Origin of the sequence: Sinorhizobium glycinis (assembly GCF_001651865.1) — a bacterium.
Classification (GTDB): Bacteria; Pseudomonadota; Alphaproteobacteria; order Rhizobiales; family Rhizobiaceae; genus Sinorhizobium; species Sinorhizobium glycinis.
Genome location: NZ_LPUX01000055.1, coordinates 114,145 through 135,734, shown reverse-complemented (window position 1 = coordinate 135,734; position 21,590 = coordinate 114,145). Strand labels below are relative to the sequence as shown.

The 21,590-nt window shown below is 62.0% G+C and carries 16 protein-coding genes; 10 read left to right on the top strand and 6 right to left on the bottom strand.

Annotation, left to right across the window (positions count from 1 at the left end):
* Positions 1 to 105: 105 nt before the first annotated feature.
* Both AU381_RS12045 and ctlX read left to right on the top strand, forming a co-directional pair.
* Entirely contained in the window at positions 106 to 1,155 is a 1,050-nt protein-coding gene (locus AU381_RS12045) for an ornithine cyclodeaminase (RefSeq protein ID WP_064242009.1), read from the top strand.
* Between the two features lie 13 nt (positions 1,156 to 1,168).
* The gene (gene ctlX, locus AU381_RS12040) at positions 1,169 to 2,104 is read left to right on the top strand and encodes a citrulline utilization hydrolase CtlX (RefSeq protein WP_064242008.1); all 936 of its coding nucleotides are present in this window, start codon (positions 1,169 to 1,171) and stop codon (positions 2,102 to 2,104) included.
* Between the two features lie 35 nt (positions 2,105 to 2,139).
* Here ctlX and AU381_RS30295 read toward each other — a convergent pair whose 3' ends face one another.
* The gene (locus AU381_RS30295) at positions 2,140 to 2,301 is read right to left on the bottom strand and encodes a hypothetical protein (protein ID WP_082909895.1); all 162 of its coding nucleotides are present in this window, start codon (positions 2,299 to 2,301) and stop codon (positions 2,140 to 2,142) included.
* 228 nt (positions 2,302 to 2,529) lie between these two features.
* Between AU381_RS30295 and AU381_RS30095 the strand changes: the two genes are divergently transcribed.
* The 4 genes from AU381_RS30095 to AU381_RS12020 all read left to right on the top strand — a co-directional run bounded on the left by AU381_RS30095 (position 2,530) and on the right by AU381_RS12020 (position 9,390).
* Positions 2,530 to 4,080, top strand: coding sequence for a M10 family metallopeptidase (locus AU381_RS30095; protein WP_064242007.1), 1,551 nt, complete (start codon positions 2,530 to 2,532; stop codon positions 4,078 to 4,080).
* A gap of 341 nt (positions 4,081 to 4,421) precedes the next feature.
* Positions 4,422 to 5,030, top strand: a complete 609-nt coding sequence (locus AU381_RS12030; RefSeq protein WP_064242006.1) for a TetR/AcrR family transcriptional regulator — start codon at positions 4,422 to 4,424, stop codon at positions 5,028 to 5,030.
* A gap of 40 nt (positions 5,031 to 5,070) precedes the next feature.
* Entirely contained in the window at positions 5,071 to 6,210 is a 1,140-nt protein-coding gene (locus AU381_RS12025) for an efflux RND transporter periplasmic adaptor subunit (protein ID WP_064242005.1), read from the top strand.
* A gap of 27 nt (positions 6,211 to 6,237) precedes the next feature.
* A complete protein-coding gene (locus AU381_RS12020) occupies positions 6,238 to 9,390 on the top strand; it encodes an efflux RND transporter permease subunit (RefSeq protein ID WP_064242004.1) in 3,153 nt (1,050 codons plus the stop codon).
* A 168-nt stretch (positions 9,391 to 9,558) separates the two neighbouring features.
* On the opposite strand, the gene AU381_RS12015 is transcribed toward AU381_RS12020, so the two are convergent.
* On the bottom strand, positions 9,559 to 10,005 hold the full coding sequence (locus tag AU381_RS12015; RefSeq protein ID WP_064242003.1) for a helix-turn-helix domain-containing protein: 447 nt from the start codon (positions 10,003 to 10,005) through the stop codon (positions 9,559 to 9,561).
* A gap of 714 nt (positions 10,006 to 10,719) precedes the next feature.
* On the opposite strand from AU381_RS12015, the gene AU381_RS12010 reads away from it, so the two are divergent.
* The 4 genes from AU381_RS12010 (at position 10,720) to AU381_RS11995 (ending at position 14,406) form a co-directional block, all read left to right on the top strand.
* Positions 10,720 to 11,745 (top strand): AraC family transcriptional regulator, encoded by a 1,026-nt coding sequence (locus tag AU381_RS12010; protein WP_064242002.1) that lies wholly within the window; start codon positions 10,720 to 10,722, stop codon positions 11,743 to 11,745.
* Between the two features lie 198 nt (positions 11,746 to 11,943).
* On the top strand, positions 11,944 to 13,299 hold the full coding sequence (locus AU381_RS12005; protein WP_064242001.1) for a TadE/TadG family type IV pilus assembly protein: 1,356 nt from the start codon (positions 11,944 to 11,946) through the stop codon (positions 13,297 to 13,299).
* Positions 13,296 to 13,826: a TadE/TadG family type IV pilus assembly protein gene (locus AU381_RS12000; protein ID WP_064242000.1), complete on the top strand. Its 531-nt coding sequence runs from the start codon at positions 13,296 to 13,298 to the stop codon at positions 13,824 to 13,826. The genes AU381_RS12005 and AU381_RS12000 overlap by 4 nt, the downstream gene beginning before the upstream one ends.
* A gap of 10 nt (positions 13,827 to 13,836) precedes the next feature.
* Positions 13,837 to 14,406: a TadE/TadG family type IV pilus assembly protein gene (locus tag AU381_RS11995; protein WP_064241999.1), complete on the top strand. Its 570-nt coding sequence runs from the start codon at positions 13,837 to 13,839 to the stop codon at positions 14,404 to 14,406.
* Positions 14,407 to 15,105: 699 nt separating this feature from the next.
* On the opposite strand, the gene AU381_RS11990 is transcribed toward AU381_RS11995, so the two are convergent.
* From AU381_RS11990 to AU381_RS11975, 4 genes are all read right to left on the bottom strand, one after another.
* Positions 15,106 to 16,917, bottom strand: coding sequence for a methyl-accepting chemotaxis protein (locus AU381_RS11990; RefSeq protein ID WP_064241998.1), 1,812 nt, complete (start codon positions 16,915 to 16,917; stop codon positions 15,106 to 15,108).
* Between the two features lie 297 nt (positions 16,918 to 17,214).
* Complete coding sequence (locus AU381_RS11985; protein ID WP_064241997.1) at positions 17,215 to 18,237, bottom strand: capsular polysaccharide export protein, LipB/KpsS family; 1,023 nt, start codon at positions 18,235 to 18,237, stop codon at positions 17,215 to 17,217.
* Between the two features lie 135 nt (positions 18,238 to 18,372).
* Positions 18,373 to 20,544, bottom strand: coding sequence for a hypothetical protein (locus AU381_RS11980; RefSeq protein ID WP_064241996.1), 2,172 nt, complete (start codon positions 20,542 to 20,544; stop codon positions 18,373 to 18,375).
* Positions 20,545 to 20,546: 2 nt separating this feature from the next.
* Positions 20,547 to 21,545: a glycosyltransferase family 2 protein gene (locus tag AU381_RS11975; protein ID WP_064241995.1), complete on the bottom strand. Its 999-nt coding sequence runs from the start codon at positions 21,543 to 21,545 to the stop codon at positions 20,547 to 20,549.
* Positions 21,546 to 21,590: the final 45 nt, after the last annotated feature.

Below are 21,590 nucleotides of genomic sequence, written 5' to 3'. Positions count from 1 at the left end.
AAAATCGCTCAATTCAATGACGAAAATAGCACAGCTTTGCCCTTTCGACCAGCGGCTCCTGTCATTACCCTCCTGGAACAGTCAGCACACGCATGAGGAACCTCGATGCTTTCACCGCTCCCGTCCGCCAAGGCCATGGTGCCCTTCGTCAGCGTCGAGAACATGATGCGTCTCGTCCACCACCTCGGCGTCGAGACCGTGCTGGCGGAGTTGACGGAGGCGATCGAGGCGGATTTCCGCCGCTGGGAGAGCTTCGACAAGACGCCGCGCGTCGCCAGCCACTCGCGGGACGGCGTGATCGAGTTGATGCCGACCTCCGACGGTGCGGTCTACAGCTTCAAATATGTCAACGGCCATCCCAAGAACATCGTCGACGGGCTCCAGACCGTGACCGCCTTCGGCCTGCTTGCCGAGGTCTCGACCGGTTACCCGGTGCTGCTCACGGAAATGACGATGTTGACGGCGCTCAGAACGGCCGCGACCTCCGCTATGGCTGCGCGCCATCTGGCGCCGCAGGGCGCGGGCACCATGGCGATGATCGGCAACGGCGCCCAGGCCGAGTTCCAGGCGCTGGCGATGAAGGCCGTCTGCGGCATAAACACCGTTCGCCTTTACGACATCGATCCTCGCGCAACCGAGAAGACGGCGCGCAACCTAGCAGGCTCCGGCCTTGAGATCGTCACCTGCCCGTCCGCTCAAGCGGCAATCGAGGGCGCCGAGATCATCACCACCTGCACCGCGGACAAGCAGTTCGCGACGATCCTCACCGACAACATGGTCGGCGCCGGCGTCCACATCAATGCGATCGGCGGAGATTGTCCCGGCAAGACGGAGCTGCACCGCGACATCCTCAAGCGATCCGATGTCTTCGTCGAATATCCTCCGCAGACCCGCATCGAAGGCGAGATCCAGCAGATGGCGCCGGATTTTCCGGTGACCGAGCTCTGGAAGGTCGTAACAGGCGCAGCAGCCGGCCGGCGCGATGCAAGGCAGATCACGCTCTTCGACAGCGTCGGCTTCGCCATCGAGGATTTTTCGGCGCTCCGCTACGTGCGCGACCGTCTTTCAGGCACCGACTTCTACCAGAATCTCGACATGATCGCCGATCCGGACGACCCTCGCGATCTGTTCGGCATGCTGCTGCGCGCCAAGTAAGCCGAGAAAAGCGATGACGCCCGCCCGCTCCGCCTATTCCGTTCAGGCTCCCGCCGCGGTCGTTATGGTGCGGCCGCACCATTTCACGGTCAATGCCGAAACAGCGGCCGACAACCGTTTCCAGGAAGGATGGGCCGCAGGCGAGAATCTGGGCCCCCGCGCCTTCCACGAGATCAGTCGCGCCGCCGAGACGCTGAAAAGCCATGGCGTGGAGGTCCATCTCTTCGAGGATACGGGCAGCGAGACGCCGGATTCGGTCTTCCCCAACAATTGGTTCTCCACCCATGCCGGTGGCCATGTGGCGATCTATCCGATGAAGGCGGAAAGCCGCAGGCGCGAACGGCGCAGCGACGTCGTCGAGATGCTGAAGGCCCGGTATAGAGTGCAGGAAGTCATCGATTATTCCGGACTCGAACCGGACGGGCTGTTCCTTGAAGGCACCGGCGCCATGGTACTCGACCACATCGATCGGGTCGCCTATGCAGTGCGCTCCGACCGCACCGACCCGATCGCGCTCGAACGCTTCTCGACCCACTTCAACTTCGAGCCGATGGTGTTCGACGCCCGTGACGGCGACGGCGTCCCCGTCTATCACACCAACGTGCTGATGTGCGTGGCCACCGATTTCGCGATGATCGGCCTCGACATGCTGACGGATCCGGCAAGGCGGCGCGAGATCGTCGCCCGGCTGGAGCGTTCCGGCCGCCGGGTGATCGCGCTTACGAACGACCAGATCGCCCGCTTCGCCGGCAATGCGCTCGAACTCCAGGGGCGGCAGGGCCGCATCCTTGCCTTGTCGACGACGGCGGTCGCTGCGTTGGACGAGGAGCAGATCGGCGCCATAGAAGAAAGCGCGACTCTTGTGGCACTCGATATTCCCACGATCGAAAAGGCTGGCGGATCGGTGCGCTGCACGCTTGCCGGCATCCACTTGACCCCACGCGGATAAGCCGACCCGGAACCTCGCGCGGTTTCAGCCTCGCGCTACTGCTTCCCGAGCCGCGCCAGGGCTTCTCGCGCCTCTTCGACCAGTGGATGACCCGGATGGCGCCGGATGAAACGCTCGTAGGCTTCCACGGTATTTTCCGCCTTCACCCGTTCGAATTCCGACCGGACGGCCGCTTCGTAGTCTGGGGGCTTTTGCATATTCACCCCACTTGCCTTTGTCGCACCTGACGCAGTAGGAGCGGAGCATGTTGCTGCCAGAATCACCGCGGCAAAGCACGACAGCAACCTGAGGAACGGCACGATTCTCTCCAATCTTATCGAGTTCGTTACGACAATCGCAGGCATTCGGAGCCTATCGTCGCCGCCACGATCCGCGTTTTTTGAAGCCGGGGCAATGGCTCCGCGGTTTCTGATGGGAATTTTAGCATGAGCGGCACCGGTAAAACCGTCAACACCGTGAGTACGACCGGCAACGGTCTGATCGACGGCGTGCTGTCGGGTTCGGCGTGGGGCCTCACGATCACCTACGCCTTCCCGGGCTCAAGCAGCAGCTACAGCTACAGCGGCGAGAAGGACAACGGCTTCGCTCAGATTTCATCGGCGCAGATGAATGCCGCAAGATTCGCCATGGAGGAAAAGTACGGTTCGGCCGCCAATGACGGTTTTTCCGTCGAGGGCTTCACCAATGCCAGGTTCGACGAAACAAGCTCAACGACCAGCGCGACGATCCGGTTCGCGCAGTCGACCTTGCCCGAGACGGCCTGGGCCTATCTGCCGGACAGCGGCGCCTGGGGCGGAGACATCTGGTTCGGTACCGAGTATGCCGGGACGGTGAACGACTATCGCAAGCCGGTCGCCGGAAATTATGCCTGGCACACGCTGCTGCACGAACTCGGCCATGCGCTTGGCCTGAAGCACGGGCACGAGAGCGAAACCAACAACGGCGTCACCTATAAGCCTCTACCCACGCAATACGACTCGATCGAATATTCGATCATGACCTATCGCGGCTATGTCGGTGGCTATGGCTATGATTACGAACAATACGGTGCGCCGCAGACCTTCATGATGGCCGACATCGCCGCTCTGCAGGAAATGTACGGCGCGGACTTCAGCACCAACAGCGGCAATACGGTCTATAAATGGACGCCAAGCAGCGGCGCCACGCTCGTTAACGGCTCGGCAGGCATTTCTCCCGGTGCCAACCGGATCTTCGCCACGATATGGGATGGCGGCGGCGAAGACACCTATGACCTCTCGGCCTATACCACCGGCCTCAAAGTCGATCTGCGGCCGGGCAAGGCTTCCACCTTCAGCGCCGACCAACTCGCCTATCTCGGTGGCGGTCCCAACAATGGCTTCGCGGCTGGCAACATCTTCAATGCCCTGCTCTATCACGGCAAGACGGGATCGTTGATCGAGAACGTCAACGGCGGCTCGGCGGGCGACACGATCACCGGCAACCAGGCCGCCAATAAGCTGTGGGGCAACGGCGGCAATGATACCTTGTGGGGGGATGTCGGGAACGACTGGCTCTACGGCGGGGCCGGCGCGGATAAGGTCAACGGCGGCGGCGGCAGCGACAGCCTCTACAGCCATTCCGGCAATGACGCGCTCTTCGGCAGCACAGGCGCAGACAAGCTGACCGGAGGTACCGGAGCCGATACCTTCGTGTTCAAAGCCTTGACGGAAAGCACCGTCGCCGCCTCAAGCCGCGACACGATCTACGACTTTCTCGGCTCTGAATCTGACCGTATCGATCTTTCCGCAATCGACGCGGATACAGTCACCACCGGCGATCAGGCCTTCACCTTCGTCGGAACCGCTGTTTTCGGCGGCAAGAAGGGCGAATTGCGTTACGTCCGCGATGTTTCCGATACCTACATCTACGGCGACGTGAACGGCGACATGACAGCCGATTTCGCTATCCAGTTGGACGATGCCGTCACCCTGCAGAAGGGCTACTTCGTCCTTTAAGGTCATTGACCCGCCCTTACGCCCCGGGGCGACAAGCCCATAGCTGACGTCGTGGTGCGTGAAAGCATCTCTGCTTGATCAGCACCGCTCCGCGCGTTCGGGCCGTGCTTCGACTTGAAGCTGGGACGGCGCCCGGAGCCGTTGCTCACGAACCGGCAGCAACGCTCCCATCATTCGTAGGCTCTCACATATCTCGCGACGCGATCGAGAACTGCCTCTCACTATCCCCGAACGGATTACAACAATCGATTCCGGAAACGGTGACGGTCGATTGACAAATAACGGCTGCCGGCTTATGACTGACGAAATTCAAAATTCGTCACTCATCACGAATGCAGCCCATGAGCGATCCCGCAGACAGCAGCATCGATGCAGCAAGGCAGGAAAACATCGCGCGGATCCTCGAATCCGCCGAGCGGCTTTTCCGGCACTACGGCTACACCAAAACGAATGTCGCCGATATTGCGCGCGACCTCGGCATGTCGCCGGCCAACATCTATCGCTTTTTCGGCTCCAAGACGGAGATCCACCAGGCGCTTTGCGCGCGCATGCTGGAGGCGAGCTACCAGCAGGCTTACGAGATTTCCCGCCTCCCCTTGAGTGCCACCGAGCGCCTGCGGCGCTATGTGCTGGCGCAGCACAAGATGACCGTGGAGACCATGCTCGACGAGCAGAAGGTCCACGAGATGGTCGTGGTGGCGATCGAACAGGAATGGCACGTCATCGAGAAACATCTCGACCGCATCGACAAGCTTCTGGCCGGCATCATCCACGATGGCATCGAGGCGGGCGAATTCGCCGAGCACGATCCGGAGGTAGCCGCCCGATGCTTCGGTGCGAGCATCGTGACCCTCTGCCACCCGCAGATCGTCGCCCAGTGTCTTGCCAAGGAAAATCGCCCTACCCCGGACGAACTGATCGAGTTCGCCCTCAGGGCGCTTAAGAAATAGAGCGGCTCGCCGCCAATTACCTGCATCAGGAGTACGAACGATGTTTTCACCGAGAGCTTTCAACCGGCCGTTCGTTGCCCGTGCCCTGGCCGTGATCGCGCTCGGCGCCGTGCTCTCCGGCTGCTCGGAGGAAAAAACGGAAACGAAGGAGACCATCCGGCCCGTCAAGGTCGTCGAGATTGCCAGCACGGGTGAGGTGCGCCGCCTCGACTATGCCGGGACAGTGAAGGCGCGCACCGAGATGAATCTCGGCTTTCGCGTCGGTGGCAAGATTACCGAGCGGCTCGTCAATGTCGGCGACCGCGTGAAGCCCAGCGACCTTCTCGCGCGCATCGACCCGACCGACTACGAGCTTGCCGTTAGAAGCGCCGAGGCAACCCTCTTTGCCGCCGAAAAGCAGGTGCAGACGACCTCCCTGACGAAAGAGCGGGCCGCGCAGCTCTTCACCAAATCGTTCTCCTCCAAGGCCGAGCTGGACCAGGCCATTCTCCTCTATGATCAGGCGATTTCCACACGCGATGCGGCCGCCTCGAGCCTGAGCCAGGCGAAGAACCAGGTCGCTTATGCCGATCTCAAGTCGGACCAGAGCGGCATCGTGACCGCGATCAACGCCGATATCGGCCAGGTTGTCGGCACCGGCACGGCGGTCGTAACCGTCGCCGTAGACGGCGAGAAGGAAATCGAAGTTGCCGTTCCGGAGCTGGATATTGCCGAGTTCAAGCCGGGCAAAACCGTAAAGGCGCACTTCTGGTCGAACGACATGCTCACCCTCGACGGCCATGTGCGTGAAGTCTCCGGCAGCGCGGAGCGGCAATCCCGGACATTCTCGGTGCGCATCAGCCTGCCCAACGATCCCCGCGTCCTGCTCGGCATGACCGCAACCGTCGAGGCGCCGGCCGCCAATTCCGGGGACCTCGTGGCCATTCCCCTGAGCGCACTTGCGCAGAAGGACGGCAAGAACATCGTCTGGGTGGTCGATCGCAGCGCCTCGACCGTGCATGCCCGCCCCGTCAAGCTCGCCGATTACGCCGGGGATCAGGTACGCATCGCCGAGGGCTTGCGGCCGGGTGATCTCGTCGTCGCGGCCGGCACGCAATTCATGGCCGAAGACTTGAAGGTCAAGCTGCCGCTCCCCGCGCAGCAGTCCGCCCGCGCCGAAACGCGCGAAATCGTCCGCTAAAGCCAATCAGCAGTACGGAAAGACGCCATGCACGCCTCTACCGGGGACAAGAAGCCGTTCAATCTCTCGCGCTGGGCGATCGGGCATCCGAGCATCGCGCGTTTCCTGTTCGGGCTGATCATCATCACTGGCGCACTCGGCCTCGTCCGCATGGGGCAGCGCGAAGATCCGGAATTCACCTTCCGCACCATGGTCGTGCAGGCCGTTTGGCCCGGCGCCTCGATCGAGGAGATGCAGGACCAGGTCGTCAACAAGATCGAGCGCAAGCTGCAGGAAACGCCGCATCTCGATTTCGTCCGCTCCTACACCCGCGCCGGCAGCGCCGTCATCACCGTGCAGATCGAGGGCGACACCGACGCCCAAGATGTCGCCGATTCCTTCTACCAGGCCCGCAAGAAGGTGGGCGATATTGCCAATGACCTGCCGGAAGGCGTCCTCGGTCCTTACTTCAACGACGAATTCGGCGATACCTTCATCACGCTCCACGCGATCAGCGGCGACGGCTACAGCTATCCCGAACTGAAGCGCTTCGCGACCGAGGGCCGCGACATGCTCCTGACGACGCCGGGCGTCGAGAAGGTCGTCATCCTCGGAGACCAGCCGCAGAAGATCTACATCGATGTTTCCTCCAAGCTGCTCGCCGCCCGCGGGCTGACGCTCAACGACCTGCGCAACGCCGTCGCCGGGCAGAACAATGTCGATCCCGCCGGCACCGTCGAGACGGGCGTCCGCTCGGTTCGCATTTCCGTCGACGGTGATGTCAGGCGGGCCGAGGATATCCGCGAGTTGAGGCTGCGCGCCGGCAGCGAGACGATCCGGCTTGGCGACATCGCCACCGTCACCTCGGGGCTCGAAGATCCCTATTCGCGCAAGTTCCGCTTCAACGGCCACGACAGCGTCCAGATCGGCGTGGTAATGGCCAGGGGACACAAGGTTACCGATGTCGGCAAGGCGGTGGAGGCGACCTATGAGCGCTTCGAGTCCGCCCTTCCCTACGGCGTGGCGGTCGAACAGATCTCCAATCAGCCGGAAGTCGTGACCGAGGCGATCAGTGAATTCAGCCATGCGCTCGTCGAGGCATTGATCATCGTTCTGGTCGTCTCCTTCCTTTCGATCGGCTGGCGTTCGGGCCTGGTGATCGCCATCGCCATCCCGCTCGTCCTCGCCGCCACTTTCGCGATCATGTACGAGCTCGGCATCGACCTGCAGCGCATCTCGCTCGGGGCGCTGATCATTGCGCTCGGCCTGCTGGTCGACGACGCGATGATCGTTGTGGAGCTGATGGAACGGAAGCTCGAGGAAGGGCTGGTGAAGATCGAGGCAGCGAGCTTTGCCTATTCCTCCACTGCCTTTCCGATGCTGACCGGCACGCTGATCACGACGGCCGGCTTCATCCCGGTCGGCTTTGCGGAGTCGACGGCGGGCGAATATGTGCGTTCGCTGTTCTACGTCGTCGGCATTGCGCTCGTGGTGTCGTGGTTCGTGGCGGCCTACTTCACCCCCTGGCTCGGCTACATGATCCTGAAGCAGCGCCACCATGCGGGCACCCATCACGACGCGTTCGACACCCGCTTCTACCGGCGGCTCAGGGCAACTGTCGGCTGGGCCGTGCGGCACCGCGTCATCGTGCTCGTCCTGACGCTGGCAACCTTCATGGCGAGCCTCTGGGCGTTCCAGTTCATCCCGAAGAACTTCTTCCCGCAGTCCTCGCGGCCGGAAATCCTCGTCGATCTCTGGCTGCCGGAGGGCACGAGCATCGAGGAAGTCGAGAGGCAGGCCAAGGCGCTCGAGGCGCGCATGATGGACGACGAGGACAAGCGCTTCATCGCCACCTATATCGGCGAAGGCATACCGCGTTTCTTCCTGCCGCTCGACCAGCAGCTTCGCAATCCCAACTTCGCGCAACTCCTCGTCATGGCGAAGAACGAGCCGGCCCGCGAAAGGCTGATCGTCAAGATGCGCACGATCCTCGCCGAAGACTTCCCGTCGGTCCGCGCCAAGGTCGACCGCCTCTTCCTCGGCCCTCCGACCGGCTGGCCGGTGCAGATCCGGGTCATGGGGCCGGATCGCCAGGAGGTGCGCCGCATCGCCGATCAGGTGAAGGCGAAGTTCCAGGAGAATCCGCTGCTCGGAGCCGTCCATGACGACTGGCTGGAGCCTGTGCCGGCGATGAAGCTGGTCATCGACCAGGACCGCGCCCGGGCGCTGGGCGTCACCTCGCAGCGCATCCGCCAGATGCTCCAGGCGGCGATGTCCGGCGTGCCGCTCGACGATTTCCGCGACGGCGAAGAGACCGTCTCGATCGTGGCACGCGAGCCGGATGGCAACCGCCAGCTGCTTTCAGCCGTCAACTCGGTCTATGTGCCGACGGATTTCGGCAGCTTCGTGCCGGTGGCCCAGGTGGCCAAGGTGGTTCCGGTCATGGAGCAGGGCATCGAATGGCGGCGCGATCGCCAGCCGACCATAACCGTGCGCGCAACGCTGCCGGACGGTATCCAGCCGAACGACGTGACCCTGCAGCTCTATAACGAACTTCAGGGGCTGCGGGACGGTCTCGCCCCGAACTACAACGTCGAGATTCAGGGCGGTGCGGAAGACAGTGCCGAGAGCCAGGCATCGATCGCAGCCAAGGCGCCGATCATGCTTCTCGTCATCGTCATCCTCCTGATGGCCCAGCTCCAGCACTTCGGCAAATCGATGCTGGTGCTCGCGACCGGACCGCTCGGCATCATCGGTGCGGCTGCGGCCCTGCTCATCAGCGGCGCCCCCTTCGGCTTCGTCGCCATCCTCGGCGTCATCGCGCTGCTCGGCATCATCATCCGCAATTCGATTATCCTCGTCGACCAGATCGACCAGGACATTGCGGCGGGCATGGAGCGTTCCGAGGCGATCATCGGGGCCGCGGTACGGCGCTTCCGGCCGATCGTGCTGACGGCGCTGACCGCCGTGCTCGCGCTGATCCCGATCTCGCGCGGCGTGTTCTGGGGACCGCTGGCCTATGCGATGATGGGCGGCATTCTCGTTGCGACGGTGCTGACGATCCTGGTCCTGCCGGCTGGCTACGCGCTGTTCTTCGGCAGGGAGCCCAAGGCACGCGAGCCGGAGGGCGAAACCGCCGAGCCCAGCAAGGAGGCTGCCGCGAACCGCGCCCCCTACCCCGCACCGATTGCCGCCGAATGACTTGCAGATAATCCGCACCGCCGCGCCCAAGGTCGCGGCGGCAAGGCCCCCAGCCCAAATTGGAGTCGAAAAAACCTGGCTTGCGGCGCGCAGCCTTTGCGCGTCTGGTAAGACGCGCGGCGCTGTAGGGCAAAGCAATGCTGCATAAGGGCAGCGGACCGGCGACCTTTAGTCTTCGAGGGCCAGCGCTGGAGTCGGTGCGATGTCCGACGGGACGAGGGCTTTGACGAGCGCCACGATCCGTCGCCGAACCTGCGGATCGCTGAGCCGGGCAAACGCGCGATTGAGGGCCACGCCCTCCTCGGTCGCAAGGAACTGCAGCATCTCGTCGCTGGAGGTCACCGCGGCATTCTGCTCCGAACCATTCGAGCTTTCGGGGCCGCCTTCGAAGAAGTAGGAGACCGACACGTTCAGGACCTCGGCAGCACGCTGGAGGCGGCTCGCCCCGACCCGGTTCAAGCCCTTTTCGTATTTCTGCACCTGCTGGAAACTGACGTCGAGCGCCTCGCCGAGTCTTGTCTGACTCCAATCCAAGGCCAATCGGCGCAAACGGATGCGGTTGCCTACATGTATGTCGATCGCTCGGGGTTCTTTCTTATTCGGTCTGACCTGCATTCGTCCTCGTTCCCACCTTTTCGGGCGTCCTGCGTTCAATCACCCAAGCGCCATGGATTGCCCCTCACGACACCACGCTCAGTAGAAGCCGGCGCCGGCGAGAGTAGTTTTCAACTTAAATTTACGACTTCCTTGAATATGTCGGACGGCTTGCAAAAGACATACGGAAACGCACTCTTCAGTATCCGCATAGCGCATGGTGTATCCCGAAGACGACGCTATCCTTCTGGGACGATAGTCGGCCGGCCTGCCAACAATGTTTGCCCGAGAGGCATGAGCATCGCGGCTTGCCGATCGGCCGCCAAAATGAGTCGGCTCTGCTGTGCTGTCGGTCGTCCCATCAAGGCGCCGCGGCAACGCTGCCTTGGATCGGTACGACGCCCGATCGTGTCGAACTTGGCCAAGAACCGTTCGCTCAATTCTCCAGCCCGTTCGCGGGTTGGCCGGCGGAATTTTGCACGCTTGATCCGTTCGGCCAGCGACGTGCGAGCGGGACGATTTCCTCCGCTCATCAATTGTTGCGAAATCTGGCTGCGTTTTTCGTTTTTTGGATAGGCGGGTTTACATAACCGTTTACGACAACACTAATATACGCATATTCGTATGATAATTGGCGGCAAAGAGCCGATGAAAGGGAGGTGGCGTGAACGTGAGACGCAAATATGCCCGACGGTGCGCTACCCTGCCCAGCACCAGCATCTTTTTGGAGTTTAGATGAGGTACGCTCCTCATCGCCCGGCGTTCCGCATAGTCAAAGCAGATGCCGACGAAATGTCCGAGCATTATGCAAAGACATTGTCGCCCGCCAAGGTTGAGCCCCTGGGGCAAGACGGCCGTATCTCGGTCGAGGATCGGCACTATTCTGCCGGGCCTTTCAGCATCTGGGCGGGCATGTGCCATTCCGGCATGAAGGTCACATTCTCGCAGCCGTCCGATGCCTTCGTACTCTATTTGCCCCATTCGAGTGCCATGGAGATCGATGTCGGCCGCAAGCGCCTTCTGTCGACCCCGGGGACCGCGATGGTCGGCAATATGGCGCAATTCGAAAGGCTGACCATTCACGAGAATCGCGGCCATATCGGCATCGCGTTCGAAAAATCGGCGATGGTCGGTCAACTCAGCCAGCTTCTCGACGCCCCCGTTCTGGGGGATATCGACCTTTGTGCGACCCTGGACACGGACTCAGCCGCCGGCTCGCGGCTCGCTGCTCTCGGAAGCTTGCTCTGGGATTGTTTCGACGTGGCGGGTGAAGACCGCGTTTCTGCAACGGCGACCAATCACCTCTTCCAGGCGGCAATGGTCATGATCCTGGAATCGGTCCCCCACAACTACAGCGCGCGACTACACAAACCAATGTCGCCGGCGATGCCGCGAAATCTGAAACGGGCGATTGAGTATATGGTCGCCAATATAGCTCATCCCATGAGCGTTGCGGACATCGCTCGGGAGGCAGGTACGAGCGTGCGCGCCCTGCAGACCGCCTTCCAGCAATTCAAGGATACGACTCCCTTGAACTTTCTGCGCCAGATGCGGCTGGAAGGCGTACGCAGGACACTCTCCGATGAGGCAAATACGCTTTCGATCGCGCAGGTGGCGCGCGCCTGGGGATTTACCCATATGGGCCGGTTTTCAGCGGTCTATCATGATGCCTTCGGCCAGCCGCCGTCCGAAACGGCGAAGCTCCATAGCCGGCGCGGGATCGGCGCTTCGCCGCCACGATCATCCGACACGAACCGCTGAGAGTGATTGGTCGCTGCTCAGCCAAGCGGCACACCTGCACTGCCGGCCGATGCTGCTTGCATCATCAGAGTCGCTTTCCTGCGCAATCCGGATAGGGCCCGCGTTGATTGGCCAGCCGAACACGACGCCGATTTACGCTCGAATAATCTTTTCACAAGCAGGATCAGCGCATAGAAAACTGGGCTGGTCACTAGAAACATGCATCTCCATTTCGGCTCTTTCCGTCAGCTGATTGCCAGGCGAATGGCAAGCATGGTCAGCGACAGGAGCGGCAATGTCGCGCTGACGGTCGCCATCTGCATCATTCCCATGATCCTCGCCATCGGCGCCGGTCTCGACTATACGCGCGCCTACAACGTCCAGAGCAGGATGCAATCGGACCTCGACGCCGCGCTGGTTGCGGCCATCAAGGAGATCGACGAATACGACGAGGACGAAATCGTCGAGAAGATCAAGGAGTGGTTCGACGCCCAGTCGGAGAAGCAAAGCGCCACCTACGATCTGACGGAGATCACGGTCGACAAGACCGGCCACACGATCACCGCCAGCGCAAGCGGGACGGTGCCGACGACGCTTATGACCCTGGCGGATATCAAGACAGTTCCGGTCGGCGTCCTCAGCGCCATCGAGGGACCGGCGACTTCCTATCTTGAGGTCTACATCGTTCTCGACAAATCGCCGTCAATGCTGCTCGCGGCAACGAGCGAAGGTCAGGCTATGCTGCGGGCTGACAAGAATATCACCTGCGAGTTCGCCTGCCACGACACGAAGGATCCCGTGAAGAGGAACGGCTCCGTCATCGCATCGACCTACTACAACTACATTAAGAGTCTCGGTGTAAAGCTCCGAACAGACGTGGCGCTCGACGCCGTCGAAGAGGTGCTCGACATGGTCGACGCCGCGGACAAGGACCATGCGAGGATCAAGGTCGGGCTCTACAGCCTCGGTGAGACGATTTCCGAAGTCCTCGAACCGACCTACTCCACCAGCACAGCACGGAAAAAACTTTCCGACGATAGCAGTGGACTAACCAGCGCGACCTCTATGAGCGCCACCTATTTCCAGACCGCGTTGAAGGCATTGAAGAAAGAGGTTGGGACAGCCGGAGATGGCTCGTCGGCCGCTTCGCCGCTCAAACTCGTTCTCCTGCTTACCGATGGCGTCCAGTCGAACCGGGATTGGGTAATCAAGTGGAGTGGCAAATATTGGGGCCAAGTGACGCCGCTGAACCCGGACTGGTGCGACTACCTCAAAGACAACGACGCAACAATGGCCATTCTCTATACGGAATATCTCGCTATCCCGGCTGACTGGGGCTACAACGCAACCCTCGCCAAATCGATGGCGAATAGCGATTGGGTTTCGACATGGGGCGGCACGCTGCATACTGGCGTGAGCAGCAGCACCACAAGGCACGACTATATCCCGATCGCGCTGCAGGACTGCGCCTCCTCGTCGGATCTCTTCATCTCGGCCGCTTCCGAAGACGAAATCACCGCCGGGCTTTCCACCCTCTTCAATCAATATCTGACCTCGGTCCGGCTCACCCAATGAGGAGGCAGTCGAAGATAACGGTCTTGCGCCGGCTGCTGCGGGACAGGTCGGGCGTCGCCGCCATTGAATTCGCGCTTCTTGCGCTGCCGCTGTTCACCATCATCTTCGGCATTCTCGAATTGGGGGCGATGTTCTTCATCGACTCGGCGCTCGATGCGGCGGTTCATAAGGCCGCTCGCCTCATAAAGACCGGCCGGGCGGCTGAGGGCAATATGACCCTCACTGGCTTCAAGACGGAGGTCTGCGGCAACCTGCTCTATGTGCTCGACTGCGGGGACAAGCTGCTGGTCGCCGTCGATACGCTTACCGACTCTTCCTCTTCCGGCGCGATGAAGGCGATCAACAGCAGCGGCACCGTCTCGATCACCGAAGGTTTCGAAATCGGCAAGGGCAGCGATTACGTGATGGTCCAAGCGTTCCTTCCGTGGAAGCCGATCGTCAACCTCTATTCGCTTTCTAGTTCCACGCTCGCGGACGGCAGTTACCTGATGGGCGCCTCCGTCCTGCTGCGCAACGAGCCGTTCTGAGGACGCCCCCATGAGATCGATCCCGAAAAAGGCGACCACGCTGTTGCGGCATTTCGGCCGGAACCGTGAGGGAGCGTCCGCGATCGAATTCGCTTTCGTGTTTCCGCTGCTGCTGCTGCTGCTGGCCGGGCTGGTAGATCTCGGCCAAGGGCTGACCGTGCGGAGAAAGATCAATCAGATCGCAACGACGAGCAGCGAGATCATCGCCATGCAGAGCACGTGGACCGAGGCTAGCGTCGAGTCGATTCTCGACGGCGTCAACACCATCGTGCAGCCCTACGACTCCGACGAGCTCTCGATTCTTCTTTGTGTTCTCGACATCGACAGCAAGGGCAAGGCCACTGTGAACTGGTCGGCCGCCTATGGGACGACCGCCCTTTCGGCGGGCCAGGATTCACCCGTCGAGGTGCCGGAGGATTTGCGGATGGAGGACGTGCAACTGGTGGTGACGCGTGTCCAGTACAAACTGGATACGGTCTTCTCCAACCTGTTCGAAAGTTTCACCGGCGGCGGCACTTACGAATATGACCAGCACTTCTTCATCCGGCCACGAAACGGCAACTCGATCACCTACGGCTAACTTTCATGCAGATCGCACGGTGTCTGCCTTATTGGGTTGGCTGTATTGAGTATTATCTCCATGGTCGATCCCGACACCAGGCGCCCTCTGGCGCGGCCATTTCCGACAGCGATAGATACGGTCTATTATCTGGACTTATTCCCTGAGCCGCAATACCGACATAAACCAGACACTTTTACGCCTCAACTTTCCCGAATCCAGATCCAATCACACCGTTTAATACATAATAAGAAACTTTGCAGCATATTGTTGATCCTTTACTGTGCGTTTCGCGCTGGCGGCAGGCCCCCGCGCAATTTTGCGTTAACCGTACACCTTCTTCGCAATGCGGATATGGATTTAATTTCAAACTGTAGCCTTGCGCCGGCCAGTCCGCTTACACTCTTTCTCGTGGGTGCAGGGCAGCCTCGGGCATGATGCCCTGGGTATCGTGCCAGCGGCTTGGCTTGCCGCTGGCACGTTGCCGCTTCCAAGGAGCTTGAGAAGCTTTCCGAAGTCCCTCGCGCTTCAGCTTCGGATTGCCTGAGCCGTCGTCTCGGCAATAACAGCGATCCTTCTGACCCTGCCGGACCGCAACCGGCGAAGCCCAGCAGGCTGCTGTCGTGTGGTGCGATCAGACGCGCAAAGGTCGCAGTAGCAGTTTGAATCCCTACATGTCTTGGTCCTTAAAGCCGGCTACGACGAACATGCGGCAAGCAATCAGGCAACGCGGCGCTCGCGCCCGGCATTCATCTTGACCTGAAACCGTTCAGCAATGCTATCGAGATCCAACACCTCCTCGCTCAGTGCGCGGCAGGCGGCATTCGTCTCCTCGACCATCGCGGCGTTCTGCTGCGTGACCTGATCCATCTGCTGCAAAGCGGCATTGATGCCGTCGAGCGCGGAGGATTGCTCGTCGGCCGCGGTGACGATGGCGCCGATCAGGCCGCTTACCTGCAGCATATGCCCTTCAATACCCATCAGTGCCGAGCCGGTCTGGGTGACGAGGTCGACGCCGTCCGCAACCTCACGGGCCGAGGTTTCGATCAGCGACTTGATTTCCTTCGCTGCATTGGCGGAGCGGCCGGCAAGTTCGCGAACTTCCTGCGCGACGACCGCAAAGCCCTTGCCGGCTTCGCCCGCCCGGGCCGCCTCGACCCCGGCGTTCAAGGCGAGGAGGTTGGTCTGGAATGCAATCTCGTCGATGACATTGAGGATTTGCCGGATGCGCGTTGAAGAGCCAGCGATCCGTTCCATCGCCGCAACGGCATCGCGGACGACGGCCGCAGAGCGTTCCGCCCCGTCCTTTGCAGTCCGCATTACCAGGCTTGCTTCCCGCGCGCGCTCCAGCGAGTTGCGCACCGTCGCGGTGATTTCATCACAGGCGGCGGCCGTCTGCTCCAGCGACACAGCCTGTTGCTCGGTGCGCTTTGCCAGATCGTCCGTGGCGCTGGCGATCTCCGACGAACCGGAACGCAGCCGGCCGGTTGCCTGGAGCACACCGGAAATCGCTTCGGCAAGCTGCTCGACGCTGCCATTGAATTCGCAGCGGAGCCGCTCGAATTCCGGGGCGAAGCCGCCGTCGATATGGGCCGTGAGGTCGCCGGTCGAAAGGCGCCCCAGCCCCGCGCTGAGTTGATCGATAACGTTTCTCCGGTCCCTCTCCTCGGATGCCCGCTGCTCGCGGAGAACCGCCTCCTGCTCTTCCCTTCGGCGCCGTTCTTCATCCGCACGCTCGCGTATGCTGCGGCGTTCGATGGCCGCCTCGCGGAAGATGGCAACGGATCTCGCCACCACGCCGATCTCATCCGTACGATCCGAAAAGGGAACGGCCCGGCTGTAATCGCCTCCGGCGAGCGTCTCCATATAGGACGACATCGCAGCCAGCGGCTGGACGGCACGGCGGCGGAAGTACCAGAGGCCGGCGGCGAGCAGGGCGACCGAGATCACCGAGCTTGCGGTAGCCGCCATGGACAGGCGGTCCGTTTCCACGGCTGCGGCGGCTTCTTCGCCTGCCTGGAAGGCGACTGCCATCTGCACCAGTTCGTTCACGGCAACCTCGTGATGATGGAAGCTGCCCTTCAAGGCGCTCAGCGCCTGAGCGGCGCCGGCAAGCTCGTTTGTCTGAAGCGCAGGAAGGAACTCCTTTTCCATCACCTGCCAGAAGAGATCGGCCCTGGCAAGGACCTCGTCCTCCAGCTTTTTCATCAGCACATCGGGCGCGGATGAAGACTTCCAATAGGCCCGGCGCTCGTCATAGGCGCGCTTCAGCGCGGCGATCTTTTCCTGGTTCTTGGCAGCGAGTTCCGGGCTGGAGATCACCTCCATCGCGAGCATGTAGGACTCGACCGTGTACAAGGGCGGCGGAAGGATATCGGCGACGAGATCCTTGCCATAGACGATCTGCGTGTAAACGGGACCGTTCACCCGCAGCTTGTCGAAAGCGTATGTCTTGATGCCGATCGAGATCAACAGCCCGATCGCAATGATTCCGCCAAACACAATCATGCCGCGCGCAATATTGAGTTTCATATGTCTGCCCCGAATATGCCTCCCCGCAGGGACCCCTCGCCAATATGCAGAAATCAACTGGCCGAATGCCGGAAAATCGCAGTCGGCATGCCTGAAACAAGCGTCCCGCACCGCGTATTGTCGCGATGCCAAATGTCCTTGCGGCAGGAACAATCATGCCTGCTGCAATATTTAGTTGCAGCCCATGATTGCGGAATGGTTAAGAGCGCAGCAGGCCCGGATTAAATCGATACAAAATTGCGCAAACTGGATATCGCGGAACTTCTCACGTCTTCCCGAGCCCCTGCGGTCGCGCGATCAGGCCCTGTCGAGCGTGGCAATCAGGAGATCGATCGCCGAAAAGACATCCATCTCTTCCCAGTCCGCCGGGTTGCGGTAGCTCGGATAGAGCCCAAGTGCCGCAGCGGTGATCTGGTCCGCCGTCGGCTTAGCGACGGCGCGGCGCGCCGCTGCGGCCAAAGCCCGGGGGCTTACCCGATCGTCCGTCAGCCCCCATCCGGCGTAAAAGGGCAGCGCATAGCAGCGCACCGGTATTCGCCTCAGCAGGGCATCGAAGCCGACCTGACTGGAAACGGTCCAGACCTCGTCGACGACGTCGAGGATCGAGGCGACCGACACCTTGTCGGCGAGCAGGATCACACCGGGGGTTCGGGCGGCGCGCTCCGTCATGTAACCCTTGCGATGGCCCGCCATCACGTCCGGATGGGTGCGCACGACGCATTGCGCGCCGCTTGCCAGCGCGTCGTCCAGCATTCGATCGAACGAGCGGCGGCTACCGAGGGCGCGCGCCACCGAAACATCTCCGAGGACCTGATCCACGAGGAGTATGCGCCGGCGACTGCTCGGTTCGATCGATGGTTGGCGATGCGGCAGGTTATTGTATTTGGAAAGCCTGTGTTCGACCATCCTCTCCCGGATGCGCTGGCCGAACACGTCATATCCGCCGCCCGCCGCCCCAGCGATCAACAGTTCGAGACGCGACGCCCTGCCGCCATCGACGGGCAATGCCAGGTCGTCGGCAATGATCGAAACCGGGGCCTCTCCATCCTTGCCGAGCCCGACCGAACGCAGGAAACCGTCCTCGAGATGCCAGTGCGGCAGCCGCCGCGCGCGGGCGACCGCCATTGCAGTCGTTGCGGGAATACGCCCGCCCCAGGAGACGATGCCCTCGATGCCGGGCGAGAGCGTCGAGGCAAGCGGCCGACCGCCGAAGTGGTGTCCAAGCCATGGAAATGCCTGACGCACGAAGAACGTCGCGCCGAGGCGGCTGCCCGGCCCCGGCCACCAGGTCTTGCCGGCGATTTCGGGCAAGCTGTCCATTGCGTTGCGACACTCCATGCATCTCACGGCCGATGCGCGTCGTTCGCCCGCCCTGCCGTGCCGGATCAGAAATCAGGTTGAGCCGGGAAATGCAATCGCTAAGTCAGTGCGCTTCGCAGGGTCGTCGCGACGAACTCAGCTCTCCTCGAGTTCCAGGAGGAAATAGGTCGTCGGCCCATAGGGCGTATCGTTCGAGAGGCGGAAGGCGATGGGGCCGGCGCCGGTGCGTACCGGCGGATAGACCCGGCCGTCGAGGCCAACGGGCGATACCTTCCATTTGGCTGCTGTCCGCGAAAGTGCCAGATCGACATAGCTCTTGCGGACAAGCACCGGAAGACTGCCGAAATCCTCGATGACCTTCTCCTCGCTGTCGCGGAAGATCATCCCGCTGTTCTGGGCGTCCGTTGCGAAGATCAGCAGCATGCGACGGCTATGCGCGAGCAAGGGCCGCCGATCGAGCGCCGACAGCGCAACGAGACCGTTTCCATCCGCCTGCTCGATGCGAAGGACGCCGAGATCGATTGGCTCACGAAGCGAGGAGAAGGCCGCCGCTTCGGTTGCGAGCGTTGAGACCCGCAACTGCCCTGCGCGGCGATCAAGCAGGATCTGCCCGGTGTCGCTCTCGTAGATGCCCCTCCCCGTGTCGGTCTGATTGTCCTGAGGAAGCGAGCCGCTATCCCGAAGAGCAGCCAGTATTTCCTCTGCGCCATGTGTCCGCGGCTGCGCAACGCCGACAGCGTCGTCGACACGGTCCGCAGGAACGAGGCCTATGCCGCCGATCAAGGCGAGCTCGGTGAGGCGCTCCGGCTCCCTCGCCTGCATGTCCTCGCCAAGGTCCTCCTCGCCGCGTACGGCAAAGGGGATGTTGATGCCGGAGGTCGCGGCGTCGCCACGCCGGTAAAGAAGGGCCGCCAGCGTTTCGCCGGCGCGCGCGACCGGATCGAGAGCAATCGCATACGGAAGCATCGCCCGCTTGTGCGGGTAGGGCTCGCCATAGGCAAGCACGATCGGTCCATGGCCATGCCGGCAAAGCACCTCCCAGCCCTGCAGCGACGCATAGGCGGGCATGACGACCCCCGCCTCGTAGCGGTAGCGGTTCCAGAACAGGTGGTCGTATTCGCTGACGACGAAGGGCTTTCCAAGCCAGCGAGCCGCGGCGATCATCCGCAGGTAATTGGCGCCGTCGGCAATGGAACTCACCTGCAGGAGGGCGCTGCCCGGCGCATAGCCGCCGACCCAGTCGTGATAGGTGTTCATGGTGACCGCCTCGAGATCGCGGCGGCTCAGCGCCGTCTGTACGGTCGGCCAGTTGTTGTAGGTGCTGATCAGGCCCCTGTAGCCGAGGTCGCGCAGCACCTTGCTCATCCGTGTGGCCGATGTTCGCTCCAGGTCGGTGAAGAATGCCTGCAGATCGCGCATGCGGGGGCTGTCGGCGTAGCGATCGGGCGGAAGCCTCACCGTACCGGCTTCGAGCCTCTCGTCGTCCTCGAGCTCTCCCCAGGCCTGCACGAGCGCGTCGGTGGAACCATAGCGTTTCGCAAGCCCTTCATTGAACGGAGCAGCGAGCACCTTGTCATAGGCGGGTTCGCCGGGACGCTCATGTACGACGCTGTCGAACTCGATGCCGTTTTCGTTGGCGAGGATCACCAGCGCCAAAGCATCGTCGCGGATGGGCGCAACGCCGGTATAGGGATTGACTCGCCCGAGGAACTTCTCCTGCAGCGTTCTCCAATGGGCGAAGGCCTCTTCATCCAGGTGCAGGCGCAGCTTGAGATCGCCGTTTGCGTCCCAGCGGTCGTCAAAACCGCCATAGGCGCCGCGCGGCGACGAGAGCCCGTCGATGATCCAGTAGATGCCGTTGCGCTTCAGCGCCGCGAGCAGGTAGTGGATGCGGTCGAGCGTCTCCGGATTAAAGTCGAAATCCTTCTGCCGGCCGAACATCAGGCTCGCATCGGCAAAATGCAGCCGGGCAATGTTGTAGCCGTGCAGCGCCAGCTGGCGCGCGTAGCGGTCCGCACCGGCATGATCAGGAAACCCGCCCGAGGCCGGGCTCCAGGCGAGCGAGGCACAGAGCATCCGCAGCGGCTTTTCCGGTGATTTCACGTAGGCCAGCCGTCCGCCCTCCCCCGCAACGAGGCGGTGATCCGCGTCGATCGTACCATTGGGCAGAAAGCTGGAAAAATCGAGCGGGCTTCCCGATTGAACCTCGAGCGCGACGTCGCGCACAGGCACCCATTGGTCGGAGGCATTCGCCGACGGCGTGAAGCAGCCAAGGACGAACGCCGCAGCAGCAAGCAGTGGACGCATCGTCACGCCGGATTTACGAGGATTCTGCTCTCGATCGGCTCGTCGGGTGGCCGGCGCCTCCTGAGCATTCCGACCGGCAGCGCCGCCGCGTGGAAGAACCATGCGACGACCGTATAGAGCCCCATGCCGAGGCTGCGTTTCTTGACGCTCGCCAGCACAACGACACCTGCGACCATGGCGAGCACGATGCCGACCGCGACAAGCCTGTCCGGCAGGAAGACGATCAGGCCGAGGCAGAACAACCACCAGAGATGCACGAGCCCCCAAAGCCTGAGCTCCGGCAGCTCGCGCAGAAGCTGGAGGAAATAGGGCTTGCCGAGCGAAGCGCGCAGGAGCTCGCCGATCCCGTAGAGATATTTGCTCCTCCAGCGACGCACCAGCAGCCGGTAGGAATTGACCGTGTGGCCGAAGTGCTGGACGAACCGCCGGTCGAGACGGTGGAGGCCCCAGCCGGCGCTTCTCAGGCGGATGCCGAGATCGAACTCCTCATAGCCGTGCAGGTTGCGATCCGAGAGATAACCGACATCCTCGATGGCACTGCGCCTGTAGAGCCCGCCGCCATTCATGCGGTCGATAGGCCCGGTGCGGTTTTCCGGAGCATTGCGGTTGACGCGTCGCGCAAATTCCAGGTTGGCGACGTGCATCTCCTCGACGTGCCCCGTCACACCGGCGATGGCCGGATTATCGGCGAGGAAGCGGATCGCTTCGTCTAGGAAGCCAGGATCCAGCAGCATGTCGCCGTCGATAAGGCAGACATAATCGTGTCGGGAATATTGAAAGCCAAGTTGCGGCCCGATCCCGCAGCTCGGACGCGCCGGCGGCGTGATCTGCGCTATGACAACCGGGTATTGCGCGGCGATCTCCACCGTGGCGTCCGACGACCCGCTGTCGGCAAGAATGACTTCGCCGCCTTGGCCCTGAAGCGCCGCCAAGGCGCTCTCGATCGTCGCGGCTATCCTCTTCTCTTCATTCAAGGTCTTGATAATGACGGATACTGCCAAAAGAGCCCCCTAGAACGGTTGCGCGGTGTTTCCGCTCGCCACCAG

Bases quoted from the DNA above. Each gene is read 5' to 3' on its own strand.
- AU381_RS12045 (WP_064242009.1), top strand. From the start codon at position 106: ATGCTTTCACCGCTCCCGTCCGCCAAGGCCATGGTGCCCTTCGTCAGC.
- ctlX (WP_064242008.1), top strand. From the start codon at position 1,169: ATGACGCCCGCCCGCTCCGCCTATTCCGTTCAGGCTCCCGCCGCGGTC.
- AU381_RS30295 (WP_082909895.1), bottom strand. From the start codon at position 2,301: ATGCAAAAGCCCCCAGACTACGAAGCGGCCGTCCGGTCGGAATTCGAA.
- AU381_RS30095 (WP_064242007.1), top strand. From the start codon at position 2,530: ATGAGCGGCACCGGTAAAACCGTCAACACCGTGAGTACGACCGGCAAC.
- AU381_RS12030 (WP_064242006.1), top strand. From the start codon at position 4,422: ATGAGCGATCCCGCAGACAGCAGCATCGATGCAGCAAGGCAGGAAAAC.
- AU381_RS12025 (WP_064242005.1), top strand. From the start codon at position 5,071: ATGTTTTCACCGAGAGCTTTCAACCGGCCGTTCGTTGCCCGTGCCCTG.
- AU381_RS12020 (WP_064242004.1), top strand. From the start codon at position 6,238: ATGCACGCCTCTACCGGGGACAAGAAGCCGTTCAATCTCTCGCGCTGG.
- AU381_RS12015 (WP_064242003.1), bottom strand. From the start codon at position 10,005: ATGCAGGTCAGACCGAATAAGAAAGAACCCCGAGCGATCGACATACAT.
- AU381_RS12010 (WP_064242002.1), top strand. From the start codon at position 10,720: ATGAGGTACGCTCCTCATCGCCCGGCGTTCCGCATAGTCAAAGCAGAT.
- AU381_RS12005 (WP_064242001.1), top strand. From the start codon at position 11,944: ATGCATCTCCATTTCGGCTCTTTCCGTCAGCTGATTGCCAGGCGAATG.
- AU381_RS12000 (WP_064242000.1), top strand. From the start codon at position 13,296: ATGAGGAGGCAGTCGAAGATAACGGTCTTGCGCCGGCTGCTGCGGGAC.
- AU381_RS11995 (WP_064241999.1), top strand. From the start codon at position 13,837: ATGAGATCGATCCCGAAAAAGGCGACCACGCTGTTGCGGCATTTCGGC.
- AU381_RS11990 (WP_064241998.1), bottom strand. From the start codon at position 16,917: ATGAAACTCAATATTGCGCGCGGCATGATTGTGTTTGGCGGAATCATT.
- AU381_RS11985 (WP_064241997.1), bottom strand. From the start codon at position 18,237: ATGGACAGCTTGCCCGAAATCGCCGGCAAGACCTGGTGGCCGGGGCCG.
- AU381_RS11980 (WP_064241996.1), bottom strand. From the start codon at position 20,544: ATGCGTCCACTGCTTGCTGCTGCGGCGTTCGTCCTTGGCTGCTTCACG.